The sequence below is a fragment of the Brevundimonas sp. GW822-FHT03E11 genome (genome assembly GCF_058801445.1).
This window is the reverse complement of the sequence record NZ_JBXANG010000005.1, coordinates 184,183-207,340: the sequence shown is the minus strand read 5'-3', so window position 1 is coordinate 207,340 and position 23,158 is coordinate 184,183. Positions and strand designations below refer to the sequence as shown.

Here is a 23,158-nt window from a genome sequence, read left to right as displayed (position 1 = left end):
CGTCTTCTCTCGGGCGCGCAACCTTACCTATCCGTAACGTGACTTACGGCGAATTCCGTCGCGCGGTTTTCGTCAAAACCTGCGCCAGATCGCCACAACCGGTCCATGAACCACGGCCGCCTCGCGGCCCGCGACAGTCTGCCGCCAGCCGGCCTGAAGACTCCAGTCGCCGAAATCCCTGACGAGGGAACCTTCGAGCGACAGCCAGCGCGCGCCGCCGTCCGCCGCGCCTGCGAAGGCTTGCCCCAGGATCAGCCATCGTGCGTCGAACCGCGCCCCGATGGTGGCGTCGATCCGGGTCTCATTGGGCAGATCGTCGCGGAGGCGACGCGCGACCTGAAGTTCGACGAAGGACTGGTCCATCCCCCATCGCCCGCCCATTTCGCCCAGGGACCGCGCCGCCGACACCCGCGCCTCCCAATCATGTTCGCCGATTCCCGGCGCCGCATAGCCCGCATTGCGCCCCTCCCCCGCCCAGGCGTAGCCGCCGTAGACGGAGACGGCGCCGCCGTCGTCTCGCCAAACCTGCCAAGAAGCGCCGATTTCCACCGGGCCGCGCCCCTGATAATCGACGAAGGCGTCTTCTCCGTCCTGCCAATCCGCCTTCAACCGAATCGCCAGGGCGTCGCCTACTCCATATTCGGCGAACAGGCCCAGGGCCGCATCACGGCGCTGGGCCGGCAGGGGAACCTCCTCACCTGAAGGATCGAAGCCCGTATCGCCCCGCTGGTTTTCATACTTGATGATCGCCTGCCCCTGGCCCTTCGGCGGGTTCCAGGCTCCCGCCTGCGCCAAGGCAGGCCAGGCGAGCGCCAGACCCGCCGCCGCTGCGGTCAGGCGTCGTAGCCGGGCGACTTGCGATCCAGCTGCCGCAGCGCCCCGGGCCAGGCCAGGGCGGCGACGAAGCCGATCCCCCGGCCCTGCGTCTTGGTCTCCGCCTGGGCCTGATCGGGCGCGATCAAGACTTGATCCGGCCCCGCCGACAGGGCGGCGACCTGCTGGGCGCAGGCTCTTTCCAGGAAGAAGATGCCGATCCATGCCTGAGCCGCCGTTTCCCCGACCGCGAGCGTGCCATGATTTCTCAACAGCATCAGCGGCTTGTCCCCCAGATCGGCGACCAGACGTTCGCGCTCGTCATGGTTCAGGGCCAACCCCTCGTATCCATGATACGCAACCTGATGCTGTAGTAAACAGGCGTTTTGGCTGATCGGCAACAAACCGCCTTGCTGGGCCGCCACCCCGACCCCGTTCACCGTATGGAGATGGATCACGAACTTTGCGTCTTCCCGCGCCGCATGGACTGCGGAATGGATGGTGAAGCCCGCCGGATTGATGAAGTCGGCGGTCTCCTGAACGATGTTGCCGTCCAGATCGACCTTCACCAGGGATGAGGCGGTGATCTCGTCGAAATAGTAGCCGTAGGGATTGATCAGGAAATGATGCTCCGCCCCCGGAACGCGCGCCGAAATGTGGGTGAAGATCATGTCGTCCCAACCGTGGAGGGCGACCAGCCGATAGAGGGCGGCCAACTCCACCCGGGTGCGCCATTCCGCCTCGGAGACGCGAGATTTCAGACTGAGGACGGCGTCGTCGGCCATGGGGGTCTCCTATCCTAGGGCGGGCCTCTGACGGGCCTTGCCCAACCGTCCCTCCGCAGCCTGCGTCCGTCAAGTCGAGCCCGAACGACACGCGCATTAACCGCCGCACTTCAGATTTCATTAACCGCGTCTTCATGACCAGGCGTCACAGTTGCAAGCGGTACCTTCCCGCGTCGGAGCCGCCGCCTTGTCCGCTGTCGCCCAGCTCAGATCGCCGTCGCCCGCGCGCGACCCCGCTTTGGATTTGATCGACCTGGCGCGCAGCAAGGCGCCGGACGACCGTCGGCGACTATTGCTGGGCGTGGTCGCCCTGTGCGAAGCCGCGCCACCGAACACCGCCCTGGCGCCCGCCCTGGCGGAAATCTTCCTGACCCTGGCCGCCCAGGCCGAGCGGGATATTCGCCGCCTGCTGTCCGAACGCCTCGCCGCAGCGGATTGGGCCCCGCCGGCTCTGATCAACATGCTGGCGCTGGACGAGATCGAGATCGCGGCGCCGGTCATCGCCGCCAGCCCCCTGTTGCAGGACGCGGACCTGATCCGGATCCTGCTGGAGACCACGCTGGAGCATCAGATCGCCGTGGCGCGGCGGCCGCACCTGTCTCATGGGGTCGTAGAGGCGATCGTGGATCAGGCCGATCCCGTGACCATGACGGCCCTGGCGTCGAACCGGACCGCCGACATCAGCGATGCGGCCATGCGTCGTCTGATCGAACATTCCCGGCGTATCGCCGGTCTTCGCGCGCCCCTGACCCGTCACCCCCGCCTGAACGCAGATCTCGCCCATGATCTGTACCAATGGGTCGGACAGGCCCTGCGGCAGTCCATCGGCGAGCGGTTCAAGATCGACGACGCCCGCCTGAACGCGGCGGTGCGGGAGGCGGCGGCCAAGGCGGTGCATTCCCCCACTTGGCGGCCGTTGCAACCCACCGGCCGCAACGCCGATCGCGAGCGGCAAGAGATGGAAAAACGTCTGGTCGACAAGCTTCAGGCGGCCGGGCAACTTCGGCCCGGCATATTGATCCGAGCCTTGCGCGAACAGCGTCTGAGCCTGTTCGAACAGGCCCTGGTGCAACTGGGAGGATTCACGCCGGCTCAGGTGCGCTCCGCCATCCACTCGTCTACTGCGGAGCCGCTTTATCTGGCCTGCACCGCAGTCGGACTGGATCGAGCGGTCTTCGCCAATGTGCTGTCGGAAGTCCGCAAACTGACCGACGGACGGCCCGGCGGGGGCGCATGGAGCGCGACGCCGATGAACAGCCGTTCGGCCGCCCGCGCCTTTCGCCAGATAATGGAGCGCACCGCGATCGTTTGACTTCGCGGTCAAGCTAGGGCTCTCGTTCGGCCGTGACCCAGATCCCGCCCGTTCCCGCCCTGGCCTTCGTCGCCAGCGACCGTCCAGAGGCCCAGGCCGCGCGTCAGGCTCTGATCGCCCGCTACGGCGCCGTGCCGCAAGAACAGGCGGACGTCATCGTCGCCCTGGGCGGCGACGGCCAGATGCTGGAGACCCTGCACGGCAATCTGCGCCGCCGGACGCCCGTCTACGGCATGAACCGGGGCTCGGTCGGCTTTCTGATGAACGACTATGACGAGGACGATCTGATCGCCCGAATCGTCGCCGCCGAACGCACGGTCATCCATCCGCTGCAGATGGACGCCTGGACCGAGGCGGGCGAGGTGCATACGGGCCTGGCCATCAATGAGGTGTCCCTGCTGCGTCAGACGCGACAGAGCGCCAAGCTGAAGATCACGGTGGACGGCAAGGTTCGGTTGGAGGAGCTGTCCTGCGACGGCTGTCTGGTGGCGACGCCGGCTGGATCGACCGCCTACAATCTGTCCGCCCACGGGCCGATCATTCCGCTGGACGCACGCATCCTGGCGCTGACGCCGATCAGCGCCTTCCGGCCCCGGCGTTGGCGGGGCGCTCTTTTGTCCCACGAGGCTCGGGTGCGCTTCGACGTGCTTGAACCGGACAAGAGGCCCGTTTCGGCCACGGCCGACAATTTCGAGGTTCGGCGCGTCGCCAGCGTCGAGGTGCGCGAGCGGCGCGACGTCGCCCTGACCATGCTGTTCGACGCCGGTCGATCCTTCGACGAACGGGTGATGACGGAACAGTTCACCAACTGACGGGCGCCCCCTACACGGCTTCTTAAGAGCGGCCGCTTAGGGTGCGCGCAAACTTCCGGGAGCCCGTCATGAGCGATCCTTCGCACGTCATTCGTCCGCCCAACGCCCTTCGCATGAAGGTCGGCGGCGGTTTCGGCATCAACGCCGACGCCGTTGCGCGGGCCGAAGAAGCCCTGAAGGCCATGGCGGCTCAGTTCGATCAGTGGCTGAAGGACGAGATCGTCAAGCTGGACGCCGCCCAGGCCCGGATTCGCGAAGAGGGCTATACGCCCGAGACGGCCGAAAACCTCTATTTCCGCGCCCATGACCTGAAGGGTTTGGGCACCACCTATGAATATCCGCTGGTCACGCGCATCGCCGGATCGCTGTGCAAGATGCTGGACGACGCCGGCAAGCGGATGCAGGCGCCGACCACGCTTCTTGACGCCCATATCGACGCCATCCGCGCCGTGGTGCGCGACCAGATCAAGACAGACGAACATCCTGTCGGCCGCACCCTGGCCGAGACCCTGGAAGCCAAGGTCGCCGAATACCGCGCGGCCTGAACCGAGTGGGGCCTGAGCCGGGCGCCGTCGGTCAGGCGGCGCTGGCGGCCGCCGCCGACCCGCGGCTCTGGGGCTGGTCCAACCTTTCCATGAGATAGGCCAGATCCTCACGCAGCACGTTCGGTCGCTGCGTCAGGAAACGCTCCAGCATGCGCTGGCGGAACAGGTCGCTGGAGGTGTCCGCCCCCTCGGAGGACAGGGCCCGCCAGGTGTCCACCCCGGCGCGGAACGCCTGAAACAGGCGCGGCGGCAGACCGGCCCGGTCATAGATCGCCTTCAAGCCCAGGGGACCTGCGTCATGGATCATCAGCCAGGCGCGCTGATGCGGCGTATTGGCCAGTTCCGCCAGACCATGTTCGAACATCGTCATCTGGCCGCGCGCCAGGGCGCGCAGCAGCAGGGAGGCGTTGAGCGACTTGCGAAGGTTCAACTGGGCCATGAAGGCGCCGATGTCCGCACTGGAAGCCGCCTGATCGACCAGATCGACGGTCGCCCGTTCGCGCGCATACTGGGCCAGACGGATCGCCGTCTCGGGCGCCACCGCATGCCGGGCGACCAGATGCTCTCGCACCGTCTCGCTGGCCAGGGCGATCAGCCGCTCGGTCACATGCAGCGGCAGAACCTGGCGATAGGCGACAGCGGTAACCACCTCGGGCGAGGCGGCGAACCGGTCCACGATCACGCCCAGGGCCTGTTCCGACAGATCGGCGTTGTCATTGGCCGCCAGCATTCTCACGGCCTGTTCGCAACCGACATCCGCCAGCACGCCCGCGACGTCGCGCGACACGCGCGGCCGGCCGGCGACCGCGACCTGGCGCACAGGCGAACCGGCGCGGACGATTTCAATAAGATCCTCGTCGCTGAAGACCGGAGAAGCGCTGATCACCGGCAGGGCGATGCTGTCGATATCGGCCGCGAGCCGACGCGCCACGTCGATCGGAAGCAGATCCGACGCCTTCAAGGTCACAGCCATGGCCCGCCGGACCAGTTCGGCTGCATCGTTGGCCAGGAGGCGCAGAATCTTCTGGGCGGCTTCGCGGTCCCGTTCGTCCAGATCGGCGCGATCCATGCTGCGGCACAGCTTATAGGCCGCCTCCGCCCGGTCGTCGTCCTCCGTCGCCTTGATCAGGCGCTGGATATCCGTCTCGGTCAGTCGGGCGCGATAGGCGGTCATGGATGGCTCGTTCGGGAATCGGGCGTCCCCGATACGATCATCCTGCCATGCTTAACGCCCAGTTTACCATCGGGGCGTTTCGGCAGAATTTCCGCCCGCGCAAAACCTGTTTAGGCGCCCTGGGCGTCGTCCGGCGAGAAGGCGCCGCCGAAGCCGCCGCCGGCCGATCCGTCCTGCCCCAGCAACAGGGCCAAGAGCCCCTGATCCTGCTTCAAGCGATCCAGGCGGGCCGCCAGCATCTGGTCCCGGTCGCTGAGTTCCGGCGCCACGGGCCGCTCATCGCCGACGCCCGCCGCCGGCGCCCCGGTCCCGGCCGTGCGTTGCAGATTGGCGTAGACTTCGGCCACGGTGGCCGGCCGCCCATCCTTGTAGAAGATGCTGCGGTTGGCGCGGGCCGCTTCGGGAAACAGGGCCGCCGCGCTGCCGCCCGGGTTGCGGTCCATGGCCGTCATCAGACTGGCCGCACCCGCCGGTCCCAGAAAATGGGCCGCATAGAGGTCGCCCGCGCCCGGCTCCTTGCCGGTGCGGCCCCGCAGATAGGCGGCGTTCGACGCCGTCAGCTCCGCCGCCATGGTCGAGGCCGCATGCGGATCGAACCGCAGGTCCAGAACCACATTGCGGGCCGAACCCTCGACCCGCCAGCGCCCGTCGGCGCCGCGGTGGATCAGATCCGCGTACTGGCCGTACCCATGCTGGGCGCCGTGCTGTTTGACGGTGGCCAACCAGGTCTGTTCGATGAATTGGAAGAGACCCGCCGCCGATGAGGTCGGCGCCTTGGCCGAAGGATTGAGCGCGCTCTCGCGTCGGGCGGTCTTGACCAGGAAGTCGTAATCGACGCCCACCGCCTGGGACGCGCGCTGAATCGCCGCCTCAACGCCGCCCGAAGATGGAATCGCTCGGATGCCCATAACAGGCGGAGCCTCGTCGAACATGGTTAACCAACCCTTAATCGTTAAGACCGGCTTTAACCGTAAGGTCAAGCTTTCGACCTTCGTCGACCGCTGAAACACCGCCGCAATCCCGCCACAACCTGGGCGCTCACTTTCGGTTACGGGCGCTGCGGGGGCGGTGAACGAGGGAGTGTCGATATGATGATCCGCGCCGCCGGAGGCCCCGGCGCCGTCAACCCCATCGACTATGGGGAACGCAAGAAACCGATGCCGCGCTGGATGCCGGCCGCCATCGGGGTTTCGATCCTGGTCCATGTCGGCATAGGCGTGGCGCTCTACACCCAGCGGTTCGAATTGAAGCCGGAGCCGGTGATCGACGAACTGCCGCATGTGACCGTCAGCCTGGCGCCGCCGGAGCGCAAGCCTGAGCCAGAACCGGTCCAGAAGGTCGCAGCGCCGCCGACGCCCCTCCACCCGCCCCGCAACCCTGCGCCGGCCGATGTCGAGACCGTGGCCTTGACCCCGCCCGAGCCGTCGGCGGTCACGGCTTCACCGGGCCTGCCTGTCATCAGCACGGCGCCCAGCGGGGTCGAGGGCGGAACCGCGACGGTCGAAACCCCCGTCCGCGCCGTCTCCGTCATCAACAACCCCAGTTGGGCCAGCCGTCCCTCGTCCGCCCAGATGGCGCGGGCCTATCCCAGCCGGGCCGCCGAAGACGGCGTTTCGGGCGCGGCCACCCTGTCCTGCCTGGTTCGCATCGACGGCGGCCTGACCGCCTGCCGCGTCGCCGGCGAGACTCCGAACGGCCAAGGCTTCGGTCGGGCGGCTCTCAGCCTGACGCGCGCCTTCCGGATGAACCCTCGCACGGTCGACGGCCGTCCGGTGGATGGGGCGACGGTGAACTTCACCGTCCGCTTCGCAATGGAGGACTAGGTTTCGGCCTGAAATCGCCGAGGATCGAGGGCGTGGGCGTAGGCTTGCGGCGTTCGCCCCTCGATCGCATCGGCGACGACGGCCCCCACCATCGGCCCCAGCAGCCAGCCGTTTCGGCGGGGGGCCAGGGCCAAAAACAGGGCCCTGCCGTCCGGCGCCGGCCCCGCCATGGGCAGGCCGTCTGCCGAAGCGCCACGCACCCCGACACGCCAGTCGATGTCCAGCGGCGCAGGCGTGCGACCCAGAACGCGCCAGGCGGCCTGGCTCAGCCTTTCGCCCACGGTCCAGTCCGGCGCGGCGTCGCGACGCCCCGGCTCCATCGTCGCGCCGATCACAGTTCCGCCGGCCATCGGCGCCACATAGGCGCCGGGACCGCGCACCACATGATCCGCCAGAGTCTCGCCGGTCACGCCGATCTGACCGCGAATGGGCTGAACGCCGTCGACCAGCCGCCGCGTCGCCTCCGGGGCGCCCTCTATCGCCGCCTCGACTCCCGTCGCCAGCACGACCGCGGCGGCGGACAGGCTGCGTCGGCCCAGTTCGATCGACCAGCCGTCGGCCGTCTGAACCAGGGCCGAGACGCGGTCCTGCACCACAGCGCCGCCTTCAGCCTGCGCCACCGCCTGGGCCAAGGCGCCCAAGGCCTGACCGGGGTCGATCTGATAATCCTCATCCGTGATCAGCCGGTCGCCGGTCCGGCGCGCCTCAAAACCCAAGGCTTCAAATCGCGCCGCCAGGCCGGCGACGTCCCCGCCGCGCCATTCGGCCGGTCGGCGCGCCAGGGCGATCCCCGCCGCCTCGGCGAAGTCGGGCCACAGATCCCGGCCCGCGCAGAACAGGGCCGCCGTCTCGGGCGTGACGTCGTCCAAAACGGACTCCATCGCCGGCGCCACCATGCCCGCCGCCACGATCGACGCATTCGGACCGCCCGAGTCGATGACCGTCACCGCATGCCCCCGCCGGGTCAGGCTGAAGGCGGTGCTCAGGCCCAGCACGCCGGCGCCCACGATCACTATGGCAGGGGATGACATCACGCGCCCCAGATCGGCCCAGGCCGCTCAGAATGCAAGCCGCCGCCCTTGGACCTTTGGTCCTAGCCGTGCGCCGGCGCCCGCCGAACCATTGCCTAATCTTAATGGACGACAGCCGCACGACGCCTTGTGGGAACGCCGTTCTCGCGCCAAGCTCATCCTATGCAAACCGTCATCGAGATCCGCGGCCTGACCAAGACCTATGGGACGGTGAAGGCCTTGGACGGCCTGACCCTGTCGATCCCGCGGGGCGGCGTCTACGGCATCCTCGGCCCCAACGGCGCCGGCAAGTCGACGCTGTTTCGCACCCTGCTCGGCCTGATCCGCCCGACTGCGGGCGAGGCGACGGTCATGGGCGGCCGGATCGGCGATCCGGCAGCGACGCGGCGGATGGGCTCGATGATCGAGACGCCGCGCTTCCCTCCCTTCATGACCGCGCGTCAGGTCCTGGTCTGGCTGGGCTACGCCCACGGCGGCGTCGCGTCTTCGGACATCGAGGCCTGGTTGAAGCGAGTGGGCTTGGCCGAGGCGGCGGACCGGCGGGTGCGCGGCTTCTCGGTCGGCATGCTGCAACGCCTGGGCGTCGCCGCCGCCCTGATGACCAAGCCGGACCTCGTCATTCTGGACGAACCGACCAGCGGCATGGACCCGCCCGGCATCCAGGAGATGCGCGCCCTGATCCGCAGCCTGGCCGACGACGACGGCGTCACCGTCATCCTGGCCAGCCACCAGCTTCAGGAGGTCCAGCGCGTCTGCGATCGCGTCGCCATCTTCAACAAGGGCAAGGTGATCACCGAAGGCCGGGTTTCGGACCTGACGGCCTCAGGCGAACGTCTGCGCCTTTCGGCCACCCCGCTCGCCAAGGCCATGGGGGTGCTGGGCGACAAGGCGACGCTGGACGGCGACGCCCTGATCGCCGCCCTGACCCGCGCCGAGACGCCGGCGGCCATTCGCGCCCTGGTCGAGGCCGGGGTCGATATCGAAGAGGCCCGCTGGATCGGCGCCGACCTGGAAGACGTCTTCATGAGCGAAACCGGCTGGACCGGCGTACAGGGCGCGCCCGACAAGGGGACCGATCATGCTGGTTGATGCGCTGAAATCCGAGGCCTATCGCGTCTCGCGGAACCGGACGACGCTCTTCTTCAGCATCCTGCTGACGCCGCTGCTGTTCGTCTTCGGCGGGCTGGCCTACCAGATCATGACCAAGGCCAAGGGCGACGCACTGGCTGCCAAGGCCAATCTGCCCGCGACCTTGGGCAATCAGCCCGTCAATCTGGCCGAGGCCTTCGGCTTTGCGGCCGGCAACGGCGCCAACGGCGTGTTGTTGGTCTTCATGTTGCTGGCGGCGGCGGCGGTCTACGCCGGCGACTACCGCTGGGAGACCTGGCGACTGATCAGCGCTCGCAACGGCCGACCCTGGCTGATCCTGGGCAAGATCGGGGTGATGAAAGTCTTGGCCATGATCGCCATGCTGGCCATGCTGATCGCCGCCTTCATCTTCTTCGTCACACAGGCCCTGGTGGCCGGACGGCCGATGAGCTTCGACCTGTCCGACTTCGACCTGGTTCAGTTCCTTCTGACCTGGCTTCTGTCCTACATCCGGATCGTTCAATACGGCCTCATCGCCCTACTGGCGGCGGTCGTCAGCCGGTCCCTGCTGGCGACCCTGTTCGCCCCCTGGGCCCTGGGTTTCGCCCAGACCATCCTCGGGGGACCGCTGCTGCCCATTCTCGGCTGGGAGCCGAGTGACTGGGCCGCGCAATTGCTGCTGCCCGGCTTGGCCTATGACACTTTGAAAGCCGCCCTCGCTCCCGGCCCCATGCCCTTGCCCGAGGGCGTGGTCATGAAGGCGGTGGTCAGCCTGGTCCTGTGGTGCGTCGCGCCGGTCGCAGCCTCTATCGCCTGGTTCCAGCGTCAGGATCTGTCGAAGGAATAGGCGGAGGCGGGCTGAAGCCCCCCTGACAGCCGTTAGAGCCGCTTCTCCATGAAGACGTCGGCGCGGGCGTAGGGGGTCGGGCGGGGCGGCAGGTGGACGAAGCCGAAGCTCTCGTACAGGGCGATGGCCGGCTCCAGGGCGCTGTTGGTCTCCAGATACAGCAGGGTCGCGCTCGCCGCGCGGGCCGCCGCCTCGCAGGCCTCCAGCAGACGCCGCGCCAAGCCTAAGCCGCGCGCGGCGGGCGTCACCGTCATCTTCGACACCTCGAACCCGTCCGGAATGCGGATCAGGGCGCAGCAGCCGACCGCCTCCCCGTCCCGCTCGACGATGAAGATCCGCCCTCCGCCGGCGATGAAGACCCCATGGGGATCGTCGATGGAGCGCCGGTCCTTGGCCTCGACGGCGAAACCGCCCTCGGCCAGCCAGGCCTCGTTCAGCCGGGCCCAGGCGGCGGCGTGGTCGGGACGGAATTGGACGATGGCGACGGACATGGCCGCCTCTTGCCCCATCGCCGCGTAAAGCAAAAGGGCGGCCGGATCGCTCCGGCCACCCTTTCGGTGTTCAGTCTCGTCAGAGACGAAAGGCTTAAGCCTCGTCATCGCCTTCATAGGCCAGGACCGGACCGGAGTCCTTGCCCTTGGCTTCGACGTCGCGATCGACGAACTCGATCACGGCCATCGGGGCGTTGTCGCCGTGGCGGAAGCCGGCCTTCATGATCCGGATGTAGCCGCCGTTGCGTTCGGCGTAGCGCGGGCCGATCGTTTCGAACAGCTTGCCGACCTGCGGCACGTCGCGGACCTGGCTGATGGCCTGACGACGCGCGTGCAGGTCGCCCTTCTTGGCCAGGGTGACCAGCTTCTCGACGAAGGGACGCAGTTCCTTCGCCTTGGGCAGGGTCGTGGTGATTTGCTCGTGCTTGATCAGCGAGGCGGCCATGTTGGCGAACATGGCGGTGCGGTGGCTGGTCGTGCGACCGAGTTTACGATGGGCGGCGCCGTGGCGCATCAGGGTCTCTCCTACTCCGAACCCGGTATCTCCTGGGGAGACCTAGGTCCGTAATCTTCTAACCGCCCCGACATTCTCCCCGAGAGGAGACGGGCGGAGGGTTGAACTTAGATCTGGTCGTCGAACTTCTTGGCCAGATCTTCGATGTTTTCGGGCGGCCAGTTCGGCACGTCCATGCCGAGGCTGAGCCCCATGGTCGCGAGAACTTCCTTGATCTCGTTCAGCGACTTGCGGCCGAAGTTCGGGGTGCGAAGCATTTCGCCCTCGGTCTTCTGGATCAGGTCGCCGATGTAGACGATGTTGTCGTTCTTCAGGCAGTTGGCCGAACGGACCGACAGCTCCAGCTCGTCCACCTTCTTCAGCAGGGCCGGGTTGAAGGGCAGGTCGGGCTTGCCGTCCGACTGCTCGACAGCCTTCTTGGGCTCTTCGAAGGTGATGAAGATCTGGAGCTGGTCTTGTAGGATGCGCGCGGCGTAAGCCACAGCGTCAACCGGCGTGACCGCGCCGTTGGTTTCGACTTCCAGCAGCAGCTTGTCGTAGTCCAGCGACTGGCCCTGACGGGTCGGCTCGACGCGATAGGCCACCTTCTTGACCGGCGAGTACAGGGCGTCGACGGCGATCAGGCCGATCGGCGCGTCTTCCGGACGGTTGAACTCGGCCGCCACATAGCCCTTGCCGTTCTGGACGGTCAGCTCCATGCGGATCGAGGCGCCGTCGTCCAGGGTGCAGATGACGTGATCGGGGTTCAGAACCTCGATGTCCGCCGGCACGTCGATCTGGCCGGCCGTCACCACGCCGGGGCCCGTGGCGCGCAGGGTCATGCGCTTGGGGCCTTCGGCGTGCATGCGCAGCGCCAGTTGCTTGATGTTCAGAACGATGTCGACCACGTCCTCGCGCACGCCTTCCAGCGACGAGAATTCGTGAACCACGCCGTCGATCTGAATGGCGGTCACCGCCGCGCCTTGCAGCGAGGACAGCAGAACGCGACGAAGGGCGTTGCCGAGCGTCACACCGAAGCCGCGCTCCAGAGGCTCAGCCACCAGACGCGCCTTACGCTGGGCGTCGGAACCGATCTCGATCTGCGGCTTCTCGGGACGGATCAGCTCTTGCCAGTTTCTTTCGATCATTTTGTCCCTCGAACGGGTTTCGTCGGCTCCGGCCTTGTCGACGAGGCCATGGTGGAGCCGACGGAGATGGGGGTGCTTTGGGCGGTGTCGCTTAGACGCGACGACGCTTGGGCGGACGGCAGCCGTTGTGCGGCATCGGGGTGACGTCGCGAATGGTGGTGATCGTCAGACCCACGGCCTGCAGGGCGCGCAGAGCCGACTCACGGCCGGAGCCCGGACCCGAGACGTTGACTTCCAGCGTCTTCAAGCCGTGTTCCTGGGCCTTCTTGCCGGCGTCCTCGGCCGCCATCTGGGCGGCGTAGGGGGTGGACTTACGCGAGCCCTTGAAGCCCATGTGGCCGGCCGACGACCAGGAAATGGCATTCCCTTGCGCGTCGGTGATGGTCACCATGGTGTTGTTGAAGCTGGCGTTCACGTGGGCGACGCCCGAGGTGATGTTCTTGCGTTCGCGGCGCTTTACGCGACCCGGTTCCTTGGCCATCGGTCAGCTCTCTCTTACTTCTTCTTGCCGGCGATCGGCTTGGCCGGACCCTTGCGGGTGCGAGCATTGGTGTGGGTGCGCTGACCGCGGACCGGCAGGCCCTTGCGGTGACGCAGGCCGCGATAGCAGGCCAGGTCCATCAGACGCTTGATGTTCATCGAGGTTTCGCGGCGCAGGTCGCCCTCGACCGTATAGTCGCGGTCGATGGTCTCGCGGATCGACAGGACTTCGGCGTCCGTCAGCTGGTTCACCCGGCGGGCGGCTTCGATGCCGACCTTTTCGGTGATGTCCTTGGCGGCGGCCGGGCCGATGCCGTGGATGTACTGAAGCGCGATTTCAACGCGCTTGTTGGTCGGGATATTGACGCCAGCGATACGGGCCACGAAATTCTCCAGATACGCGTTATTCAGACGCAACAAACGCTCCGGTTAACAAACCAGGAGCGTGGCGCCCTTCGCGGGAAGGCGCCCTTATACAGATGATTCACCGGGCGTCAACGGCTGTGCGCAACCCTGCCGGCCAGACTTTTTCGGTCCGCCGCCTAAACCGTCGCTCAGACCCGCCTCGAACGGCGGCGATCAGCCTCTCTGCATCAAGGTTGAACGCCGCAACCGGGTTCCGGTCAAGGGGCTTAGGCCGCCACCCTGCGAAGCGGTGGATCAGCGACGCGGCGGAATGCCGAAGTCGACGCCCACCGTCACCTGCTGCCCCTCTAGGGGACGCCCGTTCTCGGTCGGCGGCTGGAAACGGAAATAGTCGGCCACAGCCAGCCCCGCCGCCCCGAAGCCCAGGCCGACGGGGGTCTCCTCCACCACGCGACAGGCTTCCAGCCGGCTGTCTAGCCGGATGCGGCACGACAGTTCGACCCGGCCATAGCGGCTGCGCGCCTGGCGCGGGTGGTTGGCGCGGACCTGGGCCATGGACGGCCCCGTGATCAGGCGCGGGCCCGTCGAGCCGCTGCCCGGCCCGGACCCCGCACCGACGCCTGAACCCGCGCCGGCCCCCTGGCCGCCCTGACCGAACCCCGGTTCCGGCGAGGGGGAAGGCGCGGCGCCCACGACTGGGGCGGGCTGGGGCGTCGGCTTCGACGGCGACGGCAGTTCGCGCGGGTGATCGGGCTGGGGCTTGGGCGGCGTGTGAATGCGCGACGGCGCGGCCGGCGCCCCTCCCCCCGCCTTGGGCGCAGTGCGGCGCTCCAGGATCGGCGGCGGCGGATCATAGAGCACCACCTCGAACGGCGGGGGGCCGTCCGCCATGGGGGTCCGGGGGGGCCGGCCCTTCACCTGTCCCAGCATCAGGATCAGGGCGATTTCGGCGGCGGCGACCCCGCCGAAGACGGCGAAGGCGCGCCAGCGTCTGCGGGCGCGCCTTCTGTCAGACTGGATCTCGGTTTCAGGCATCCGTTCCCAAACGCCCGAAAACGACTTGGGTCACGCCAGGGCTTCGTCGATCGCCTTGGCGACGGACTCGATCGAGCCCATGCCGTCCGCCTCGGTCAACTTGCCCTGGGCTTCATAATAGGGAAGCAGCGGGGCGGTGTTGCGGTTGTAGGCGTCCAGACGGACCGCGAAGGTCTCCGGATTGTCATCCGGGCGGCCCTGTTCGGCGTAGCGTTTGGCGATCCGCTCCAGCAGGGCGGCGTCGTCGACCTTCAGCCGGACCACGGCGTCGATCTGGGCGCCGCGCTTGGCCAGCATGGCGTCCAGGGCTTCGGCCTGGGCTACGGTGCGGGGGAAGCCGTCGAAGATGGCGCCCCCGGCGGCCTCGGCCTCCGGCAGACGATCCTCGATCAGGGCGATGACGATTTCGTCCGTCACCAGATCGCCGCGCGCCAGCACGTCCTTGACCTTGAGGCCCAGCTCCGAGCCCGAGGCGATGGCGGCCCGAAGCATGTCGCCGGTGGAGAGCTGGATCATGCCCTTCTCTTCCACCAGCCGCTTGGCCTGGGTCCCCTTGCCCGCCGCCGGCGGTCCAAACAGGATCAAGTTCACGCGCAAGTCCTCCCCAGGCGTCTTCTAGTCAACTCAGCGACGGACGGGCGTGGGCGCGCCACGACCGCCGCGACCGCGCAGCTTGGCCTTCTTGATCAGCCCCTCGTACTGGTGCGCCAGCAGTTGGGACTGGATCTGGGCCACAGTGTCCATCGTCACCGACACCACGATCAAGATAGACGTTCCGCCGAAGTAGAGGCTGTTGCCCATCTGGGCGACCATGAACTCCGGCAGCAGGCAGACGGCGGTGATATAGGCCGCGCCGATCACCGTCAGGCGGGTCAGGACATAGTCCAGATATTCGGCCGTGCGCTTGCCCGGACGGATCCCCGGCAGGAAGCCGCCGTATTTCCGCAGGTTCTCGGCCGTGTCCTCCGGGTTGAAGGTGATCGAGGTGTAGAAGAAGCAGAAGAAGATGATCAGGGCGGCGTACAGGGCCATGAACAGAGGCTGGCCGTGGGTCAGTTGCGAGGTGACCAGCGGCAGCCAGCCCAGATAGGACGGCAGGTCCGCATTGGCGGTCAGGCTGGCCACTGTGGTCGGCAGCATCAGCAGGGACGAGGCGAAGATCGGCGGGATGACGCCGGCGGTGTTGACCTTCAGCGGCAGGAACGAGCGCTCGCCTCCCGCCATCCGGTTGCCTTCCTGGCGCTTCGGATACTGGATCAGCAGACGGCGCTGAGCCCGTTCCATGAAGACGATGAAGACCACGGTCGCCACGGCCAGAACGGCGATGAAGAACAGGGCGAAGGCCGACATCTGACCCTGCTGGGCCAGGCCCAGCATCCGGGCGATGGTCGAGGGCAGAACCGCCACGATGCCCGCGAAGATGATCAACGAAATGCCGTTGCCGACGCCGCGCGCCGTCACCTGCTCGCCCAGCCACATCAGGAACATGGTGCCGCCCGTCAGGGTCACGACGGTCGAGACCAGGAAGAAGATCCCCGGATTGTCGACCAGACCCGGCTGGGCGTTCAGACCCGCCGCGATGCCCAGCGACTGGGCCAGGGCCAGGAAGACCGTCAGATAGCGGGTGTACTGGTTCAGCTGCTTGCGGCCGCTCTCCCCGCCTTCCTTCTTCAGCTTCTCCCAGGGCGGATACACCGTGCCCATCAGCTGCACGATGATCGACGCCGAGATATAGGGCGCGACGTTCAGCGCGAAGATGGCCATCCGCTCCACCGCGCCGCCCGAGAACATGTTGAACATGTCCAGGATGCCGCGCTGACCCGAGGGGTCCTGGAAGAACTGCAGGAAGGCCTGCGAGTTGATGCCCGGGATCGGCACATAGGTGCCGATGCGATAAACCAGCAAGGCGCCCAGCGTGAACAGCAGGCGCTTGTGCAGCTCGGTCGCTTTGGCGAACGAGCCCATGTTCATATTGGCGGCGAGTTGTTCTGCGGCCGAAGCCATTCTGCGTCCCCACGACTGATTGAGTCGTCAGATAGGCGGAAAGCGGCCCTCATGCGAGGGCCGCTTCCGTTGTTTCGTCGTCGCAGGTGTATTCAGGCCACGGCCTATACGCGCCGCGACGACGCGTTGTTCAGGCCTTGGAAGCGACGCGCTTGGCGCGGGCCGAGACCTTGTTGGCGTCGCCCTTGGGCGCCTTGGCGGCCGGAGCCTTGCCCTTGGCGGCGTTGCGCTTCTCGACGCGGGCCGCAGCCTTGGCTTCGGCTTCGATACGCTGTTCGAGAACCGAACCGCCCGCGGCTTCAATGGCCTTCTTGGCGCCGGCCGTGGCCGACCAGACGACCAGGTTCAGCTTGGCCTTGATTTCGCCGGTGCCCAGCAGACGGACGCCGTCCTTGACGCGGCGGATCACGCCGGCGGCGACCAGGGCTTCACCCTTGATCTCGGCCGAGGCGTCCAGCTTGCCGGCGTCGATGGCGTCTTGCAGACGCCACAGGTTCACTTCGGCCAGCTTCAGGGCATTGGGATTGTTGAAGCCGCGCTTGGGCATGCGCATGTACAGCGGCATCTGGCCGCCTTCGAAGCCCAGCAGGCTGACGCCCGTCCGCGACTTCTGACCCTTGACGCCGCGGCCCGAGGTCTTGCCCTTGCCGGAGCCGGGGCCGCGGCCCACGCGCATGCGCTTCTTGTGCGCGCCTTCGTTGTCGCGGATTTCGTTCAGTTTCATGTGCCTGATCCTTTCGGGTGCTAGCGCCCGGACATTCGTCCGGACTCGGCTTGGAAAAAAGAAAGTGGCGAGTGGCGAGTGATGAGTGGCGAGTCAAGAGAAATCGGTCGAACCGACACCCGGGCTACTCGTCACTCGCCACTCATCACTCGCCACTTCGCGTAGCGAACAGTCTTACTTCTCGACCACTTCCACCAGGTGGTGGACCTTGGCGATCATGCCGCGAACCGAAGGGGTGTCCTCCAGGGTCGCTTCACGACCCATGCGGTTCAGGCCCAGGCCCACCAGGGTGGCGCGCTGGTCGTTCTTGCGGCGGATCGGCGAGCCGATCTGCTTGATGGTGACGGTCTTCTTCTCGGCCATGACTTAGGACTCCACGGCTTCGGGCGCCGAGGCGCCGTCGTTGCGACGACCCATCAGATCCGCGACCTTCTTGCCGCGCTTGGACGCGACCTGACGGGGCGACGACTGAACCTTCAGGGCTTCGAACGTCGCACGGATCATGTTGTAGGGGTTCGACGAACCGGTCGACTTGCCCACGACGTCCTGGACGCCGAGGGTTTCGAGGACCGCACGCATCGGACCGCCCGCGATGACGCCGGTGCCGGGAGGGGCCGCGCGCATCATGATCTTGCCGGCGCCCCAACGGCCGTTGCCGTCGTGGTGCAGGGTGCGGTTCTCGCGCAGAGGCACGCGGATCATCGTCTTCTTGGCTTCTTCGGTCGCCTTGCGGATGGCTTCCGGCACTTCGCGCGCCTTGCCGTGACCGAAGCCGACGCGACCCTTGCCGTCGCCGACGACCATCAGGGCGGCGAAGCTGAAGCGACGGCCGCCCTTAACGGTGGCGGCGACGCGGTTGATGTGCACCAGCTTCTCGATGATGTCGCTTTCCGGGGCCTCGGCGGCGGCGGGAGCGTTGCGGTCGCGGCGATTACGATCGCCGCCGCCGCGTTGGGGTTGTTGCGCCATCTGTCGCGTCCCTTAGAAGTTCAGGCCGGCTTCACGCGCGGCTTCCGCCAGCGCCTTCACCCGTCCGTGATAGATGTACTCGCCCCGGTCGAAGACGACGTCCTTGACGCCCTTTTCGATGGCGCGCTCGGCGATCAGCTTGCCGATGGCCGTAGCCGCGGCGATGTCCGACCCCTTGGACCCCCTGCCGCCTTCCAGCGACGAGGCGGCCACGACCGTCACGCCCTGGGCGTCGTCGATGATCTGGGCCGAGATGTTCTTGTCCGAACGATAGACCGACAGACGCAGGCGACCGTTGGCGACAGCCTTCAGGCGACGGCGCGTGCGCTCGGCGCGGCGCTTGGCTTGTTGTCGAAGAGAAAGAGCCATGACTTACTTCTTCTTGCCTTCCTTGCGACGCACGGTCTCGCCGGCGTAACGGACGCCCTTGCCCTTGTAGGGCTCCGGCGGACGCAGCTTGCGGATGACCGCGGCGATCTGACCGACGGCCTGCTTGTCCGCGCCCAGGATCTTGATCTCGGTCTGCTTCGGAACGGCGAAGCTGACGCCGGCCGGCGGGTCGATATCGACTTCATGCGAGAAGCCGAGCTGCAGCGACAGGGCGTTGCCCTTCATCGCGGCGCGGTAACCCACGCCGACCAGTTCCAGCGACTTCTCGAAGCCGGTGGTGACGCCGGTGACCATGTTGTCGACCAGGGTGCGCGACAGACCCCACATGGCGCGACCGCGCTGGGTGTCGGTCCGCAGGCCCAGCGACAGCTCGTCGCCTTCGTGCTTGACTTCGATCTCTTCGGCGACGGTCCAGGAGCGTTCGCCCTTCGGACCCTTCACCGAGACGGTTTGGCCGTCGAGCGTGACCGTCACGCCCTTCGGCACTGCGATGGTTTTCTTGCCAATACGGGACATATCAGTAGACCCTGCAGAGGACTTCGCCGCCGACATTGGCGTCGCGAGCGGCGGCGTCGGACATGACGCCCTTCGAAGTCGAGAGGATCGAGATGCCGAGGCCGTTCTTGACGGGCTTCAGATCGCCGATCGCGGAGTAGACGCGGCGGCCCGGCTTGGACACGCGCGCGATCTCGGCGATGACGGGCTGACCGTCGAAATACTTCAGCTCGATCTCGAACTGCGGAAACTCACCCGGGTTCTGAACCAGGTTGTAGCCGCGGATGTAGCCCTCGTCCTGCAGCACGTCGAGGACGCGCTGGCGCAGACGGGAAGCGGGGGTCAGCACCTTGGAACGCTTGCGGGTCGCCGCGTTCTTGATGCGAGCGATCATGTCGCTCAGGGGATCGTTGATCATCATGTCTCTTCGCTCCCCTTACCAGCTGGACTTGGTCAGGCCCGGGATCTGACCCAGGTTGCCAAGCTCACGCAGCGCGATCCGGCTCATCTTGAGCTTGCGATAGAACGCACGCGGACGACCGGTCACTTCGCAACGGTTGCGAATGCGGCTCGGCGCGGAGTTGCGCGGCAGTTCAGCCAACTTCAGGCGCGCGGCGAAGCGCTCCTCAAGCGGCAGGTTTTCGTCGTTGGCGGTCGCCTTCAGGGCGGCCCGCTTCGCGGCATACTTCGCAACCAGGGCCTTGACGGCTTCGTTGCGGTTTACGGCGCTCTTTTTAGCCATTGTGCTCTTCCCTTCCCGCTCAGTTCTTCAAGAACGGGAACTTGAACTCGGTGAGGAGAGCCTTGGCTTCCTCATCGGTCTTGGCCGTGGTGCAGACGACAATGTCCATGCCCCACATCTGGTCGATCTGGTCGTAATTGATTTCCGGGAACACGATGTGCTCCTTCAGACCGGTGGCGTAGTTGCCGCGACCGTCGAAGGACGTGCCCTTCAGACCGCGGAAGTCCTTCACGCGCGGCAGCGCGATCGTGATGAACCGGTCCAGGAACTCGTACATCTGGTCGCCGCGCAGGGTGACCTTGCCGCCGATGACCATGCCTTCGCGCAGCTTGAAGCCGGCGATGGAGTTACGGGCCTTGGTGGCGACGGCCTTCTGACCGGCGATGGCCGTCAGATCCTTGAGGGCCGCATTGGCCTTCTTGGAGTCGGCGACGGCTTCGCCGATGCCCATGTTCAGGACGATCTTGTCCAGCTTGGGCACCTGCATTTCGTTCGTATAGCCGAACTTGGCCTTCATCTCCGCACGGATGCGGTTCTGATACTCGGCCTTCAGCCGGGGGGTGTATTTCTCGGTAGCCATCAGATGACGTCTCCCGTCGTCTTGGCGAAGCGGACCTTCTTGTCCCCTTCGATCCGGAAGCCGACGCGGGTCGCCTTGCCGTTGGCGTCGGCGATCGCGACGTTCGACAGGTGAAGCGAGGCTTCCTTGTTCTTGATGCCGCCCTGCGGGTCAGCCTGGCTCGGACGCGTGTGGCGCTGAACCATGTTGACACCTTCCACGACGACGCGGTTTTCGGAGGGCAGGACCTTCAGCACATTGCCCGTGCGGCCCTTGTCCTTGCCGGTGAGGACGACGACGCGGTCGCCCTTCTTGATCTTGGCGGCCATGGTTACAGGACCTCCGGAGCCAGCGAGATGATCTTCATGTGGTTCTTGGCGCGCAGTTCGCGGGGAACCGGGCCGAAGATCCGCGTGCCGACGGGCTCGTTCTGCTTGTTGACGATGACGGCGGCCGACTTGTCAAAACGAATGACCGAGCCGTCCTTGCGTTGGATGTCCTTGGCGGTGCGCACGACGATGGCGCGCACGACGTCGCCCTTCTTCACGCGGCCGCGCGGAATGGCTTCCTTCACGGAGGCGACGATAGTGTCGCCGATCGAGGCGTAGCGGCGCTTGGAGCCGCCCAACACCTTGATGCACATGACCCGGCGGGCGCCCGAATTATCGGCCACTTCCAGGTTAGTTTGCATCTGGATCATAAGATCAGATCCTTCTGATTACGAGGCGGAGGCGTTGGAAAGGACTTCCCAGCGCTTCAACTTGGACTTGGGGGCGCACTCGACGATGCGAGCGATGTCGCCGACTTTGAGCGCGTTGGCTTCGTCGTGGGCGTGATACTTCTTGGAAGACCGGACGGTCTTCTTCAGCAGCGGGTGCAGCAGGGTGCGCTCCACCTTCACGACGACGGTCTTGTCGCCCTTGTCGGACACGACCACGCCTTCAAGAATTCGCTTGGGCATATTCGTTTCCTTACGAGGCCGCACGCTTCTCGCGCAGAAGCGTCGAGATGCGGGCGATGTCTTTGCGCACTTCACCCACGCGGTGGGTTTTCTCCATCTGGCCGGTGGCCGCCTGGAAACGCAGGTTGAACTGTTCCTTCTTGAGCTTCAGCAGCTCGTCGGCCAGTTGGTCGGTCGTTTGCGACCGCAGATCGGCGATCTTGGTCATTAGGCGGCTTCCTCAACGTGGGCGATGCCGGCGTCGATGCGGGTCACGACCTTGGTGCGGACCGGCAGCTTGGCGGCGCCGAGACGGAGCGCCTCGCGGGCGACCTCGTCCGACACGCCGTCGATTTCAAACAGGATACGGCCCGGGTGGCAGCGCGCGGCCCAGTAGTCCACCGCGCCCTTGCCCTTACCCATCCGGACTTCGGCCGGCTTGCCCGTGACGGGCAGGTCGGGGAAGACGCGGATCCAGACGCGGCCCTGACGCTTCATCTGGCGGGTGATCGCGCGGCGGGCCGCTTCGATCTGACGCGCCGTGATGCGTTCCGGTTCCAGCGTCTTCAGGCCGTACGACCCGAAGTTCAGCGAGAAGCCGCCCTTGGCCGAGCCGTGGATACGGCCCTTGAAGGCCTTGCGGTACTTGGTCTTCTTCGGTTGCAACATGACTTAGTTCTCACGTCCCCGATCGCGACGCGGACCGCGGTCGCCACGGGGGCCGCCGCGTTCGCGGCCTTCGTTCGAGGACGGACCCGAGGCTTCCTGGGCCCAACGCTTGTCCTGGGCCATCGGGTCGTGCTCAAGCACTTCTCCCTTAAACACCCAGACCTTCACGCCGATGATGCCGTAGGTCGTCTTGGCTTCGTAGAAGCCGTAGTCGATGTCGGCCCGCAGGGTGTGAAGCGGCACGCGGCCTTCGCGATACCATTCCATCCGCGCGATTTCGGCGCCGCCCAGACGACCCGAGACATTCATCCGAATGCCCTTGGCGCCCAGACGCATGGCCGACTGCATGGCGCGCTTCATGGCGCGACGGAAGGCCACGCGGCGTTCCAGCTGCTGCGCGATGTTCTCGGCGATCAGCTGAGCGTCGGTTTCCGGCTTGCGGACTTCGATGATGTTCAGGTGAACTTCACCTTCGGTGCGCGCCGAGATGTCCTTGCGGAGCTTCTCGATGTCAGCGCCCTTCTTGCCGATCACGACGCCCGGACGGGCGGCATAGATGGTGATGCGGCACTTCTTGTGCGGGCGCTCGATGATGATGCGCGACACGCCGGCGGCCGACAGGCGTTCCCGCAGCCACTCGCGCAGCTTCAGGTCCTGGTGCAGCAGGCGGGAATAGTCGGCGCCGGCGGCGAACCAACGGCTGTCCCACGTGCGGTTCACGCCGAGGCGCAGACCGACCGGATTGATTTTCTGTCCCATCAGGCGGCCTCGCCGGCTTCGCGGACCACGATGGTGATCTCGCTGAACGGTTTCAGGATGCGCGACGAGCGACCACGAGCGCGGCTCGCGAAACGCTTCATCACCAGGTTCTTGCCCACAAAGGCCTCGGCGACGACCAGGTTGTCGATGTCGAGGTTGTGGTTGTTCTCGGCGTTCGAGATCGCCGAATACAGGACCTTGCGGACGTCGCCGGCGATGCGCTTACGGCTGAATTCCAGCTCGTTCAGCGCCTTCTGAACCGGCATGCCGCGGATCGAGGCGGCGACCAGGTTCAGCTTCTGAGGGCTGATGCGCATGTTGACCTGCTTGGCGCGGGCCTCGGTCGGGCCGACCCGACGAATGTTCTTGGTCTGGGCCATCGGTTACTTCCTTTTGGCCTTCTTGTCCGCCGCGTGACCCGGGAAGTTCCGAGTCGGGGCGAACTCGCCGAACTTCATGCCGACCATCTCTTCCGAGACCGACACGGGAACGTGCTTCTGACCGTTATGGACGCCGAACGTCAGACCGACGAACTGCGGCAGGATGGTGGAGCGGCGCGACCAGGTCTTGATCACGTCCTTGCGGCCCGACGATTGAACGGCGTCGGCCTTCTTGAGCAGATACCCGTCGACAAACGGGCCTTTCCAGGAGGAGCGGGCCATT

The 23,158-nt window shown here is 66.4% G+C and carries 35 protein-coding genes; 6 read left to right on the top strand and 29 right to left on the bottom strand.

Features of this window, described 5'->3' with window-relative positions:
* Nucleotides 1–72 precede the first annotated feature (72 nt).
* Together AC1RKE_RS10870 and AC1RKE_RS10865 are read right to left on the bottom strand one after the other, a co-directional pair.
* Complete coding sequence (locus AC1RKE_RS10870; protein WP_224761402.1) at nt 73–795, bottom strand: hypothetical protein; 723 nt, start codon at nt 793–795, stop codon at nt 73–75.
* Nucleotides 796–833: 38 nt separating this feature from the next.
* Entirely contained in the window at nt 834–1,598 is a 765-nt protein-coding gene (locus AC1RKE_RS10865; protein ID WP_191558357.1) for a class II aldolase/adducin family protein, read from the bottom strand.
* A gap of 187 nt (nt 1,599–1,785) precedes the next feature.
* Between AC1RKE_RS10865 and AC1RKE_RS10860 the strand changes: the two genes are divergently transcribed.
* From AC1RKE_RS10860 to AC1RKE_RS10850, 3 genes are all read left to right on the top strand, one after another.
* Nucleotides 1,786–2,910 carry a DUF2336 domain-containing protein gene (locus AC1RKE_RS10860; RefSeq protein ID WP_333895886.1) on the top strand — a complete coding sequence of 375 codons (1,125 nt, stop codon included), beginning with the start codon at nt 1,786–1,788 and terminating at the stop codon, nt 2,908–2,910.
* A gap of 32 nt (nt 2,911–2,942) precedes the next feature.
* Nucleotides 2,943–3,722: an NAD kinase gene (locus AC1RKE_RS10855; RefSeq protein WP_348685329.1), complete on the top strand. Its 780-nt coding sequence runs from the start codon at nt 2,943–2,945 to the stop codon at nt 3,720–3,722.
* A gap of 68 nt (nt 3,723–3,790) precedes the next feature.
* Nucleotides 3,791–4,267 carry an Hpt domain-containing protein gene (locus tag AC1RKE_RS10850; protein WP_348685327.1) on the top strand — a complete coding sequence of 159 codons (477 nt, stop codon included), beginning with the start codon at nt 3,791–3,793 and terminating at the stop codon, nt 4,265–4,267.
* A 31-nt stretch (nt 4,268–4,298) separates the two neighbouring features.
* Here AC1RKE_RS10850 and spbR read toward each other — a convergent pair whose 3' ends face one another.
* Together spbR and AC1RKE_RS10840 are read right to left on the bottom strand one after the other, a co-directional pair.
* Complete coding sequence (gene spbR / locus AC1RKE_RS10845; protein ID WP_152949970.1) at nt 4,299–5,441, bottom strand: SpbR family protein; 1,143 nt, start codon at nt 5,439–5,441, stop codon at nt 4,299–4,301.
* Between the two features lie 110 nt (nt 5,442–5,551).
* Nucleotides 5,552–6,349: a transglycosylase SLT domain-containing protein gene (locus AC1RKE_RS10840; protein WP_054766910.1), complete on the bottom strand. Its 798-nt coding sequence runs from the start codon at nt 6,347–6,349 to the stop codon at nt 5,552–5,554.
* Nucleotides 6,350–6,529: 180 nt separating this feature from the next.
* On the opposite strand from AC1RKE_RS10840, the gene AC1RKE_RS10835 reads away from it, so the two are divergent.
* Nucleotides 6,530–7,264: a TonB family protein gene (locus AC1RKE_RS10835; RefSeq protein WP_054765483.1), complete on the top strand. Its 735-nt coding sequence runs from the start codon at nt 6,530–6,532 to the stop codon at nt 7,262–7,264.
* Here AC1RKE_RS10835 and AC1RKE_RS10830 read toward each other — a convergent pair.
* Nucleotides 7,261–8,295 (bottom strand): NAD(P)/FAD-dependent oxidoreductase, encoded by a 1,035-nt coding sequence (locus AC1RKE_RS10830; RefSeq protein ID WP_348683638.1) that lies wholly within the window; start codon nt 8,293–8,295, stop codon nt 7,261–7,263. The genes AC1RKE_RS10835 and AC1RKE_RS10830 overlap by 4 nt on opposite strands.
* 162 nt (nt 8,296–8,457) lie before the next feature.
* Here AC1RKE_RS10830 and AC1RKE_RS10825 point away from each other — a divergent pair, with 162 nt between their 5' ends.
* Nucleotides 8,458–9,384, top strand: coding sequence for an ABC transporter ATP-binding protein (locus tag AC1RKE_RS10825; RefSeq protein ID WP_228184731.1), 927 nt, complete (start codon nt 8,458–8,460; stop codon nt 9,382–9,384).
* Nucleotides 9,374–10,231 (top strand): DUF2705 family protein, encoded by an 858-nt coding sequence (locus tag AC1RKE_RS10820; RefSeq protein WP_191555508.1) that lies wholly within the window; start codon nt 9,374–9,376, stop codon nt 10,229–10,231. The genes AC1RKE_RS10825 and AC1RKE_RS10820 overlap by 11 nt, the downstream gene beginning before the upstream one ends.
* A 32-nt stretch (nt 10,232–10,263) precedes the next feature.
* Here AC1RKE_RS10820 and AC1RKE_RS10815 read toward each other — a convergent pair whose 3' ends face one another.
* The 24 genes from AC1RKE_RS10815 to rpsS form a co-directional block, all read right to left on the bottom strand.
* Complete coding sequence (locus AC1RKE_RS10815; RefSeq protein ID WP_191555507.1) at nt 10,264–10,722, bottom strand: GNAT family N-acetyltransferase; 459 nt, start codon at nt 10,720–10,722, stop codon at nt 10,264–10,266.
* A gap of 94 nt (nt 10,723–10,816) precedes the next feature.
* Nucleotides 10,817–11,236 (bottom strand): 50S ribosomal protein L17, encoded by a 420-nt coding sequence (gene rplQ, locus AC1RKE_RS10810; RefSeq protein ID WP_054765478.1) that lies wholly within the window; start codon nt 11,234–11,236, stop codon nt 10,817–10,819.
* 107 nt (nt 11,237–11,343) lie between these two features.
* On the bottom strand, nt 11,344–12,363 hold the full coding sequence (locus AC1RKE_RS10805; protein WP_054765477.1) for a DNA-directed RNA polymerase subunit alpha: 1,020 nt from the start codon (nt 12,361–12,363) through the stop codon (nt 11,344–11,346).
* A gap of 91 nt (nt 12,364–12,454) precedes the next feature.
* Entirely contained in the window at nt 12,455–12,844 is a 390-nt protein-coding gene (rpsK, locus tag AC1RKE_RS10800; protein ID WP_054765476.1) for a 30S ribosomal protein S11, read from the bottom strand.
* A gap of 14 nt (nt 12,845–12,858) precedes the next feature.
* Complete coding sequence (gene rpsM / locus AC1RKE_RS10795; protein ID WP_054766909.1) at nt 12,859–13,227, bottom strand: 30S ribosomal protein S13; 369 nt, start codon at nt 13,225–13,227, stop codon at nt 12,859–12,861.
* Nucleotides 13,228–13,503: 276 nt separating this feature from the next.
* A complete protein-coding gene (locus AC1RKE_RS10790) occupies nt 13,504–14,244 on the bottom strand; it encodes an energy transducer TonB (protein ID WP_348683639.1) in 741 nt (246 codons plus the stop codon).
* A gap of 30 nt (nt 14,245–14,274) precedes the next feature.
* Nucleotides 14,275–14,835: an adenylate kinase gene (locus AC1RKE_RS10785; RefSeq protein WP_054766908.1), complete on the bottom strand. Its 561-nt coding sequence runs from the start codon at nt 14,833–14,835 to the stop codon at nt 14,275–14,277.
* Between the two features lie 33 nt (nt 14,836–14,868).
* Entirely contained in the window at nt 14,869–16,248 is a 1,380-nt protein-coding gene (gene secY / locus AC1RKE_RS10780) for a preprotein translocase subunit SecY (RefSeq protein WP_182713952.1), read from the bottom strand.
* Nucleotides 16,249–16,378: 130 nt separating this feature from the next.
* Nucleotides 16,379–16,972 carry a 50S ribosomal protein L15 gene (gene rplO / locus AC1RKE_RS10775; RefSeq protein ID WP_305489828.1) on the bottom strand — a complete coding sequence of 198 codons (594 nt, stop codon included), beginning with the start codon at nt 16,970–16,972 and terminating at the stop codon, nt 16,379–16,381.
* A gap of 174 nt (nt 16,973–17,146) precedes the next feature.
* Nucleotides 17,147–17,335 (bottom strand): 50S ribosomal protein L30, encoded by a 189-nt coding sequence (gene rpmD / locus AC1RKE_RS10770; RefSeq protein WP_054765472.1) that lies wholly within the window; start codon nt 17,333–17,335, stop codon nt 17,147–17,149.
* Between the two features lie 3 nt (nt 17,336–17,338).
* A complete protein-coding gene (gene rpsE, locus AC1RKE_RS10765; protein WP_183215849.1) occupies nt 17,339–17,941 on the bottom strand; it encodes a 30S ribosomal protein S5 in 603 nt (200 codons plus the stop codon).
* Between the two features lie 12 nt (nt 17,942–17,953).
* On the bottom strand, nt 17,954–18,310 hold the full coding sequence (rplR, locus tag AC1RKE_RS10760) for a 50S ribosomal protein L18 (protein WP_183215851.1): 357 nt from the start codon (nt 18,308–18,310) through the stop codon (nt 17,954–17,956).
* 3 nt (nt 18,311–18,313) lie between these two features.
* A complete protein-coding gene (rplF, locus tag AC1RKE_RS10755) occupies nt 18,314–18,847 on the bottom strand; it encodes a 50S ribosomal protein L6 (protein WP_054765469.1) in 534 nt (177 codons plus the stop codon).
* A 1-nt stretch (nt 18,848) separates the two neighbouring features.
* A complete protein-coding gene (gene rpsH, locus AC1RKE_RS10750; RefSeq protein ID WP_054765468.1) occupies nt 18,849–19,247 on the bottom strand; it encodes a 30S ribosomal protein S8 in 399 nt (132 codons plus the stop codon).
* Between the two features lie 15 nt (nt 19,248–19,262).
* Entirely contained in the window at nt 19,263–19,568 is a 306-nt protein-coding gene (gene rpsN / locus AC1RKE_RS10745; protein ID WP_054765467.1) for a 30S ribosomal protein S14, read from the bottom strand.
* Nucleotides 19,569–19,587: 19 nt separating this feature from the next.
* Complete coding sequence (rplE, locus tag AC1RKE_RS10740; protein WP_054765466.1) at nt 19,588–20,148, bottom strand: 50S ribosomal protein L5; 561 nt, start codon at nt 20,146–20,148, stop codon at nt 19,588–19,590.
* The gene (gene rplX, locus AC1RKE_RS10735) at nt 20,148–20,456 is read right to left on the bottom strand and encodes a 50S ribosomal protein L24 (protein WP_054765465.1); all 309 of its coding nucleotides are present in this window, start codon (nt 20,454–20,456) and stop codon (nt 20,148–20,150) included. The genes rplE and rplX overlap by 1 nt, the downstream gene beginning before the upstream one ends.
* Nucleotides 20,457–20,458: 2 nt before the next feature.
* Entirely contained in the window at nt 20,459–20,827 is a 369-nt protein-coding gene (gene rplN, locus AC1RKE_RS10730) for a 50S ribosomal protein L14 (RefSeq protein WP_003164378.1), read from the bottom strand.
* Nucleotides 20,828–20,845: 18 nt separating this feature from the next.
* A complete protein-coding gene (gene rpsQ / locus AC1RKE_RS10725) occupies nt 20,846–21,088 on the bottom strand; it encodes a 30S ribosomal protein S17 (protein WP_201462487.1) in 243 nt (80 codons plus the stop codon).
* A gap of 10 nt (nt 21,089–21,098) precedes the next feature.
* Nucleotides 21,099–21,296 (bottom strand): 50S ribosomal protein L29, encoded by a 198-nt coding sequence (gene rpmC, locus AC1RKE_RS10720; protein ID WP_054765463.1) that lies wholly within the window; start codon nt 21,294–21,296, stop codon nt 21,099–21,101.
* On the bottom strand, nt 21,296–21,736 hold the full coding sequence (rplP, locus tag AC1RKE_RS10715; protein ID WP_166621472.1) for a 50S ribosomal protein L16: 441 nt from the start codon (nt 21,734–21,736) through the stop codon (nt 21,296–21,298). The genes rpmC and rplP overlap by 1 nt, the downstream gene beginning before the upstream one ends.
* Before the next feature lie 3 nt (nt 21,737–21,739).
* Nucleotides 21,740–22,495: a 30S ribosomal protein S3 gene (gene rpsC / locus AC1RKE_RS10710; protein WP_054765461.1), complete on the bottom strand. Its 756-nt coding sequence runs from the start codon at nt 22,493–22,495 to the stop codon at nt 21,740–21,742.
* Nucleotides 22,495–22,875 (bottom strand): 50S ribosomal protein L22, encoded by a 381-nt coding sequence (gene rplV / locus AC1RKE_RS10705; protein WP_054765460.1) that lies wholly within the window; start codon nt 22,873–22,875, stop codon nt 22,495–22,497. Before rplV ends, rpsC begins: the two co-directional genes overlap by 1 nt.
* Nucleotides 22,876–22,878: 3 nt before the next feature.
* Nucleotides 22,879–23,157 (bottom strand): 30S ribosomal protein S19, encoded by a 279-nt coding sequence (gene rpsS / locus AC1RKE_RS10700; RefSeq protein WP_007442184.1) that lies wholly within the window; start codon nt 23,155–23,157, stop codon nt 22,879–22,881.
* Nucleotide 23,158 lies beyond the last annotated feature (1 nt).

Bases quoted from the DNA above. Each gene is read 5' to 3' on its own strand.
- spbR (WP_152949970.1), bottom strand. From the start codon at position 5,441: ATGACCGCCTATCGCGCCCGACTGACCGAGACGGATATCCAGCGCCTG.
- AC1RKE_RS10830 (WP_348683638.1), bottom strand. From the start codon at position 8,295: ATGTCATCCCCTGCCATAGTGATCGTGGGCGCCGGCGTGCTGGGCCTG.
- rpsE (WP_183215849.1), bottom strand. From the start codon at position 17,941: ATGGCGCAACAACCCCAACGCGGCGGCGGCGATCGTAATCGCCGCGAC.
- AC1RKE_RS10825 (WP_228184731.1), top strand. From the start codon at position 8,458: ATGCAAACCGTCATCGAGATCCGCGGCCTGACCAAGACCTATGGGACG.
- rplR (WP_183215851.1), bottom strand. From the start codon at position 18,310: ATGGCTCTTTCTCTTCGACAACAAGCCAAGCGCCGCGCCGAGCGCACG.
- AC1RKE_RS10835 (WP_054765483.1), top strand. From the start codon at position 6,530: ATGATGATCCGCGCCGCCGGAGGCCCCGGCGCCGTCAACCCCATCGAC.
- rpsN (WP_054765467.1), bottom strand. From the start codon at position 19,568: ATGGCTAAAAAGAGCGCCGTAAACCGCAACGAAGCCGTCAAGGCCCTG.
- rplX (WP_054765465.1), bottom strand. From the start codon at position 20,456: ATGGCCGCCAAGATCAAGAAGGGCGACCGCGTCGTCGTCCTCACCGGC.
- AC1RKE_RS10865 (WP_191558357.1), bottom strand. From the start codon at position 1,598: ATGGCCGACGACGCCGTCCTCAGTCTGAAATCTCGCGTCTCCGAGGCG.
- rplV (WP_054765460.1), bottom strand. From the start codon at position 22,875: ATGGCCCAGACCAAGAACATTCGTCGGGTCGGCCCGACCGAGGCCCGC.
- secY (WP_182713952.1), bottom strand. From the start codon at position 16,248: ATGGCTTCGGCCGCAGAACAACTCGCCGCCAATATGAACATGGGCTCG.
- rplP (WP_166621472.1), bottom strand. From the start codon at position 21,736: ATGTTGCAACCGAAGAAGACCAAGTACCGCAAGGCCTTCAAGGGCCGT.
- rpsH (WP_054765468.1), bottom strand. From the start codon at position 19,247: ATGATGATCAACGATCCCCTGAGCGACATGATCGCTCGCATCAAGAAC.
- rpsC (WP_054765461.1), bottom strand. From the start codon at position 22,495: ATGGGACAGAAAATCAATCCGGTCGGTCTGCGCCTCGGCGTGAACCGC.
- rplF (WP_054765469.1), bottom strand. From the start codon at position 18,847: ATGTCCCGTATTGGCAAGAAAACCATCGCAGTGCCGAAGGGCGTGACG.
- AC1RKE_RS10815 (WP_191555507.1), bottom strand. From the start codon at position 10,722: ATGTCCGTCGCCATCGTCCAATTCCGTCCCGACCACGCCGCCGCCTGG.
- rplO (WP_305489828.1), bottom strand. From the start codon at position 16,972: ATGAAACTGAACGAAATCCGCGACAACGAAGGCGCGCACAAGAAGCGC.
- rpmD (WP_054765472.1), bottom strand. From the start codon at position 17,335: ATGGCCGAGAAGAAGACCGTCACCATCAAGCAGATCGGCTCGCCGATC.
- rpsQ (WP_201462487.1), bottom strand. From the start codon at position 21,088: ATGCCCAAGCGAATTCTTGAAGGCGTGGTCGTGTCCGACAAGGGCGAC.
- AC1RKE_RS10790 (WP_348683639.1), bottom strand. From the start codon at position 14,244: ATGCCTGAAACCGAGATCCAGTCTGACAGAAGGCGCGCCCGCAGACGC.
- rpmC (WP_054765463.1), bottom strand. From the start codon at position 21,296: ATGACCAAGATCGCCGATCTGCGGTCGCAAACGACCGACCAACTGGCC.
- rpsS (WP_007442184.1), bottom strand. From the start codon at position 23,157: ATGGCCCGCTCCTCCTGGAAAGGCCCGTTTGTCGACGGGTATCTGCTC.
- AC1RKE_RS10805 (WP_054765477.1), bottom strand. From the start codon at position 12,363: ATGATCGAAAGAAACTGGCAAGAGCTGATCCGTCCCGAGAAGCCGCAG.
- rpsK (WP_054765476.1), bottom strand. From the start codon at position 12,844: ATGGCCAAGGAACCGGGTCGCGTAAAGCGCCGCGAACGCAAGAACATC.
- rplQ (WP_054765478.1), bottom strand. From the start codon at position 11,236: ATGCGCCACGGCGCCGCCCATCGTAAACTCGGTCGCACGACCAGCCAC.
- rplE (WP_054765466.1), bottom strand. From the start codon at position 20,148: ATGGCTACCGAGAAATACACCCCCCGGCTGAAGGCCGAGTATCAGAAC.
- AC1RKE_RS10820 (WP_191555508.1), top strand. From the start codon at position 9,374: ATGCTGGTTGATGCGCTGAAATCCGAGGCCTATCGCGTCTCGCGGAAC.
- rplN (WP_003164378.1), bottom strand. From the start codon at position 20,827: ATGATCCAGATGCAAACTAACCTGGAAGTGGCCGATAATTCGGGCGCC.
- AC1RKE_RS10850 (WP_348685327.1), top strand. From the start codon at position 3,791: ATGAGCGATCCTTCGCACGTCATTCGTCCGCCCAACGCCCTTCGCATG.
- AC1RKE_RS10840 (WP_054766910.1), bottom strand. From the start codon at position 6,349: ATGGGCATCCGAGCGATTCCATCTTCGGGCGGCGTTGAGGCGGCGATT.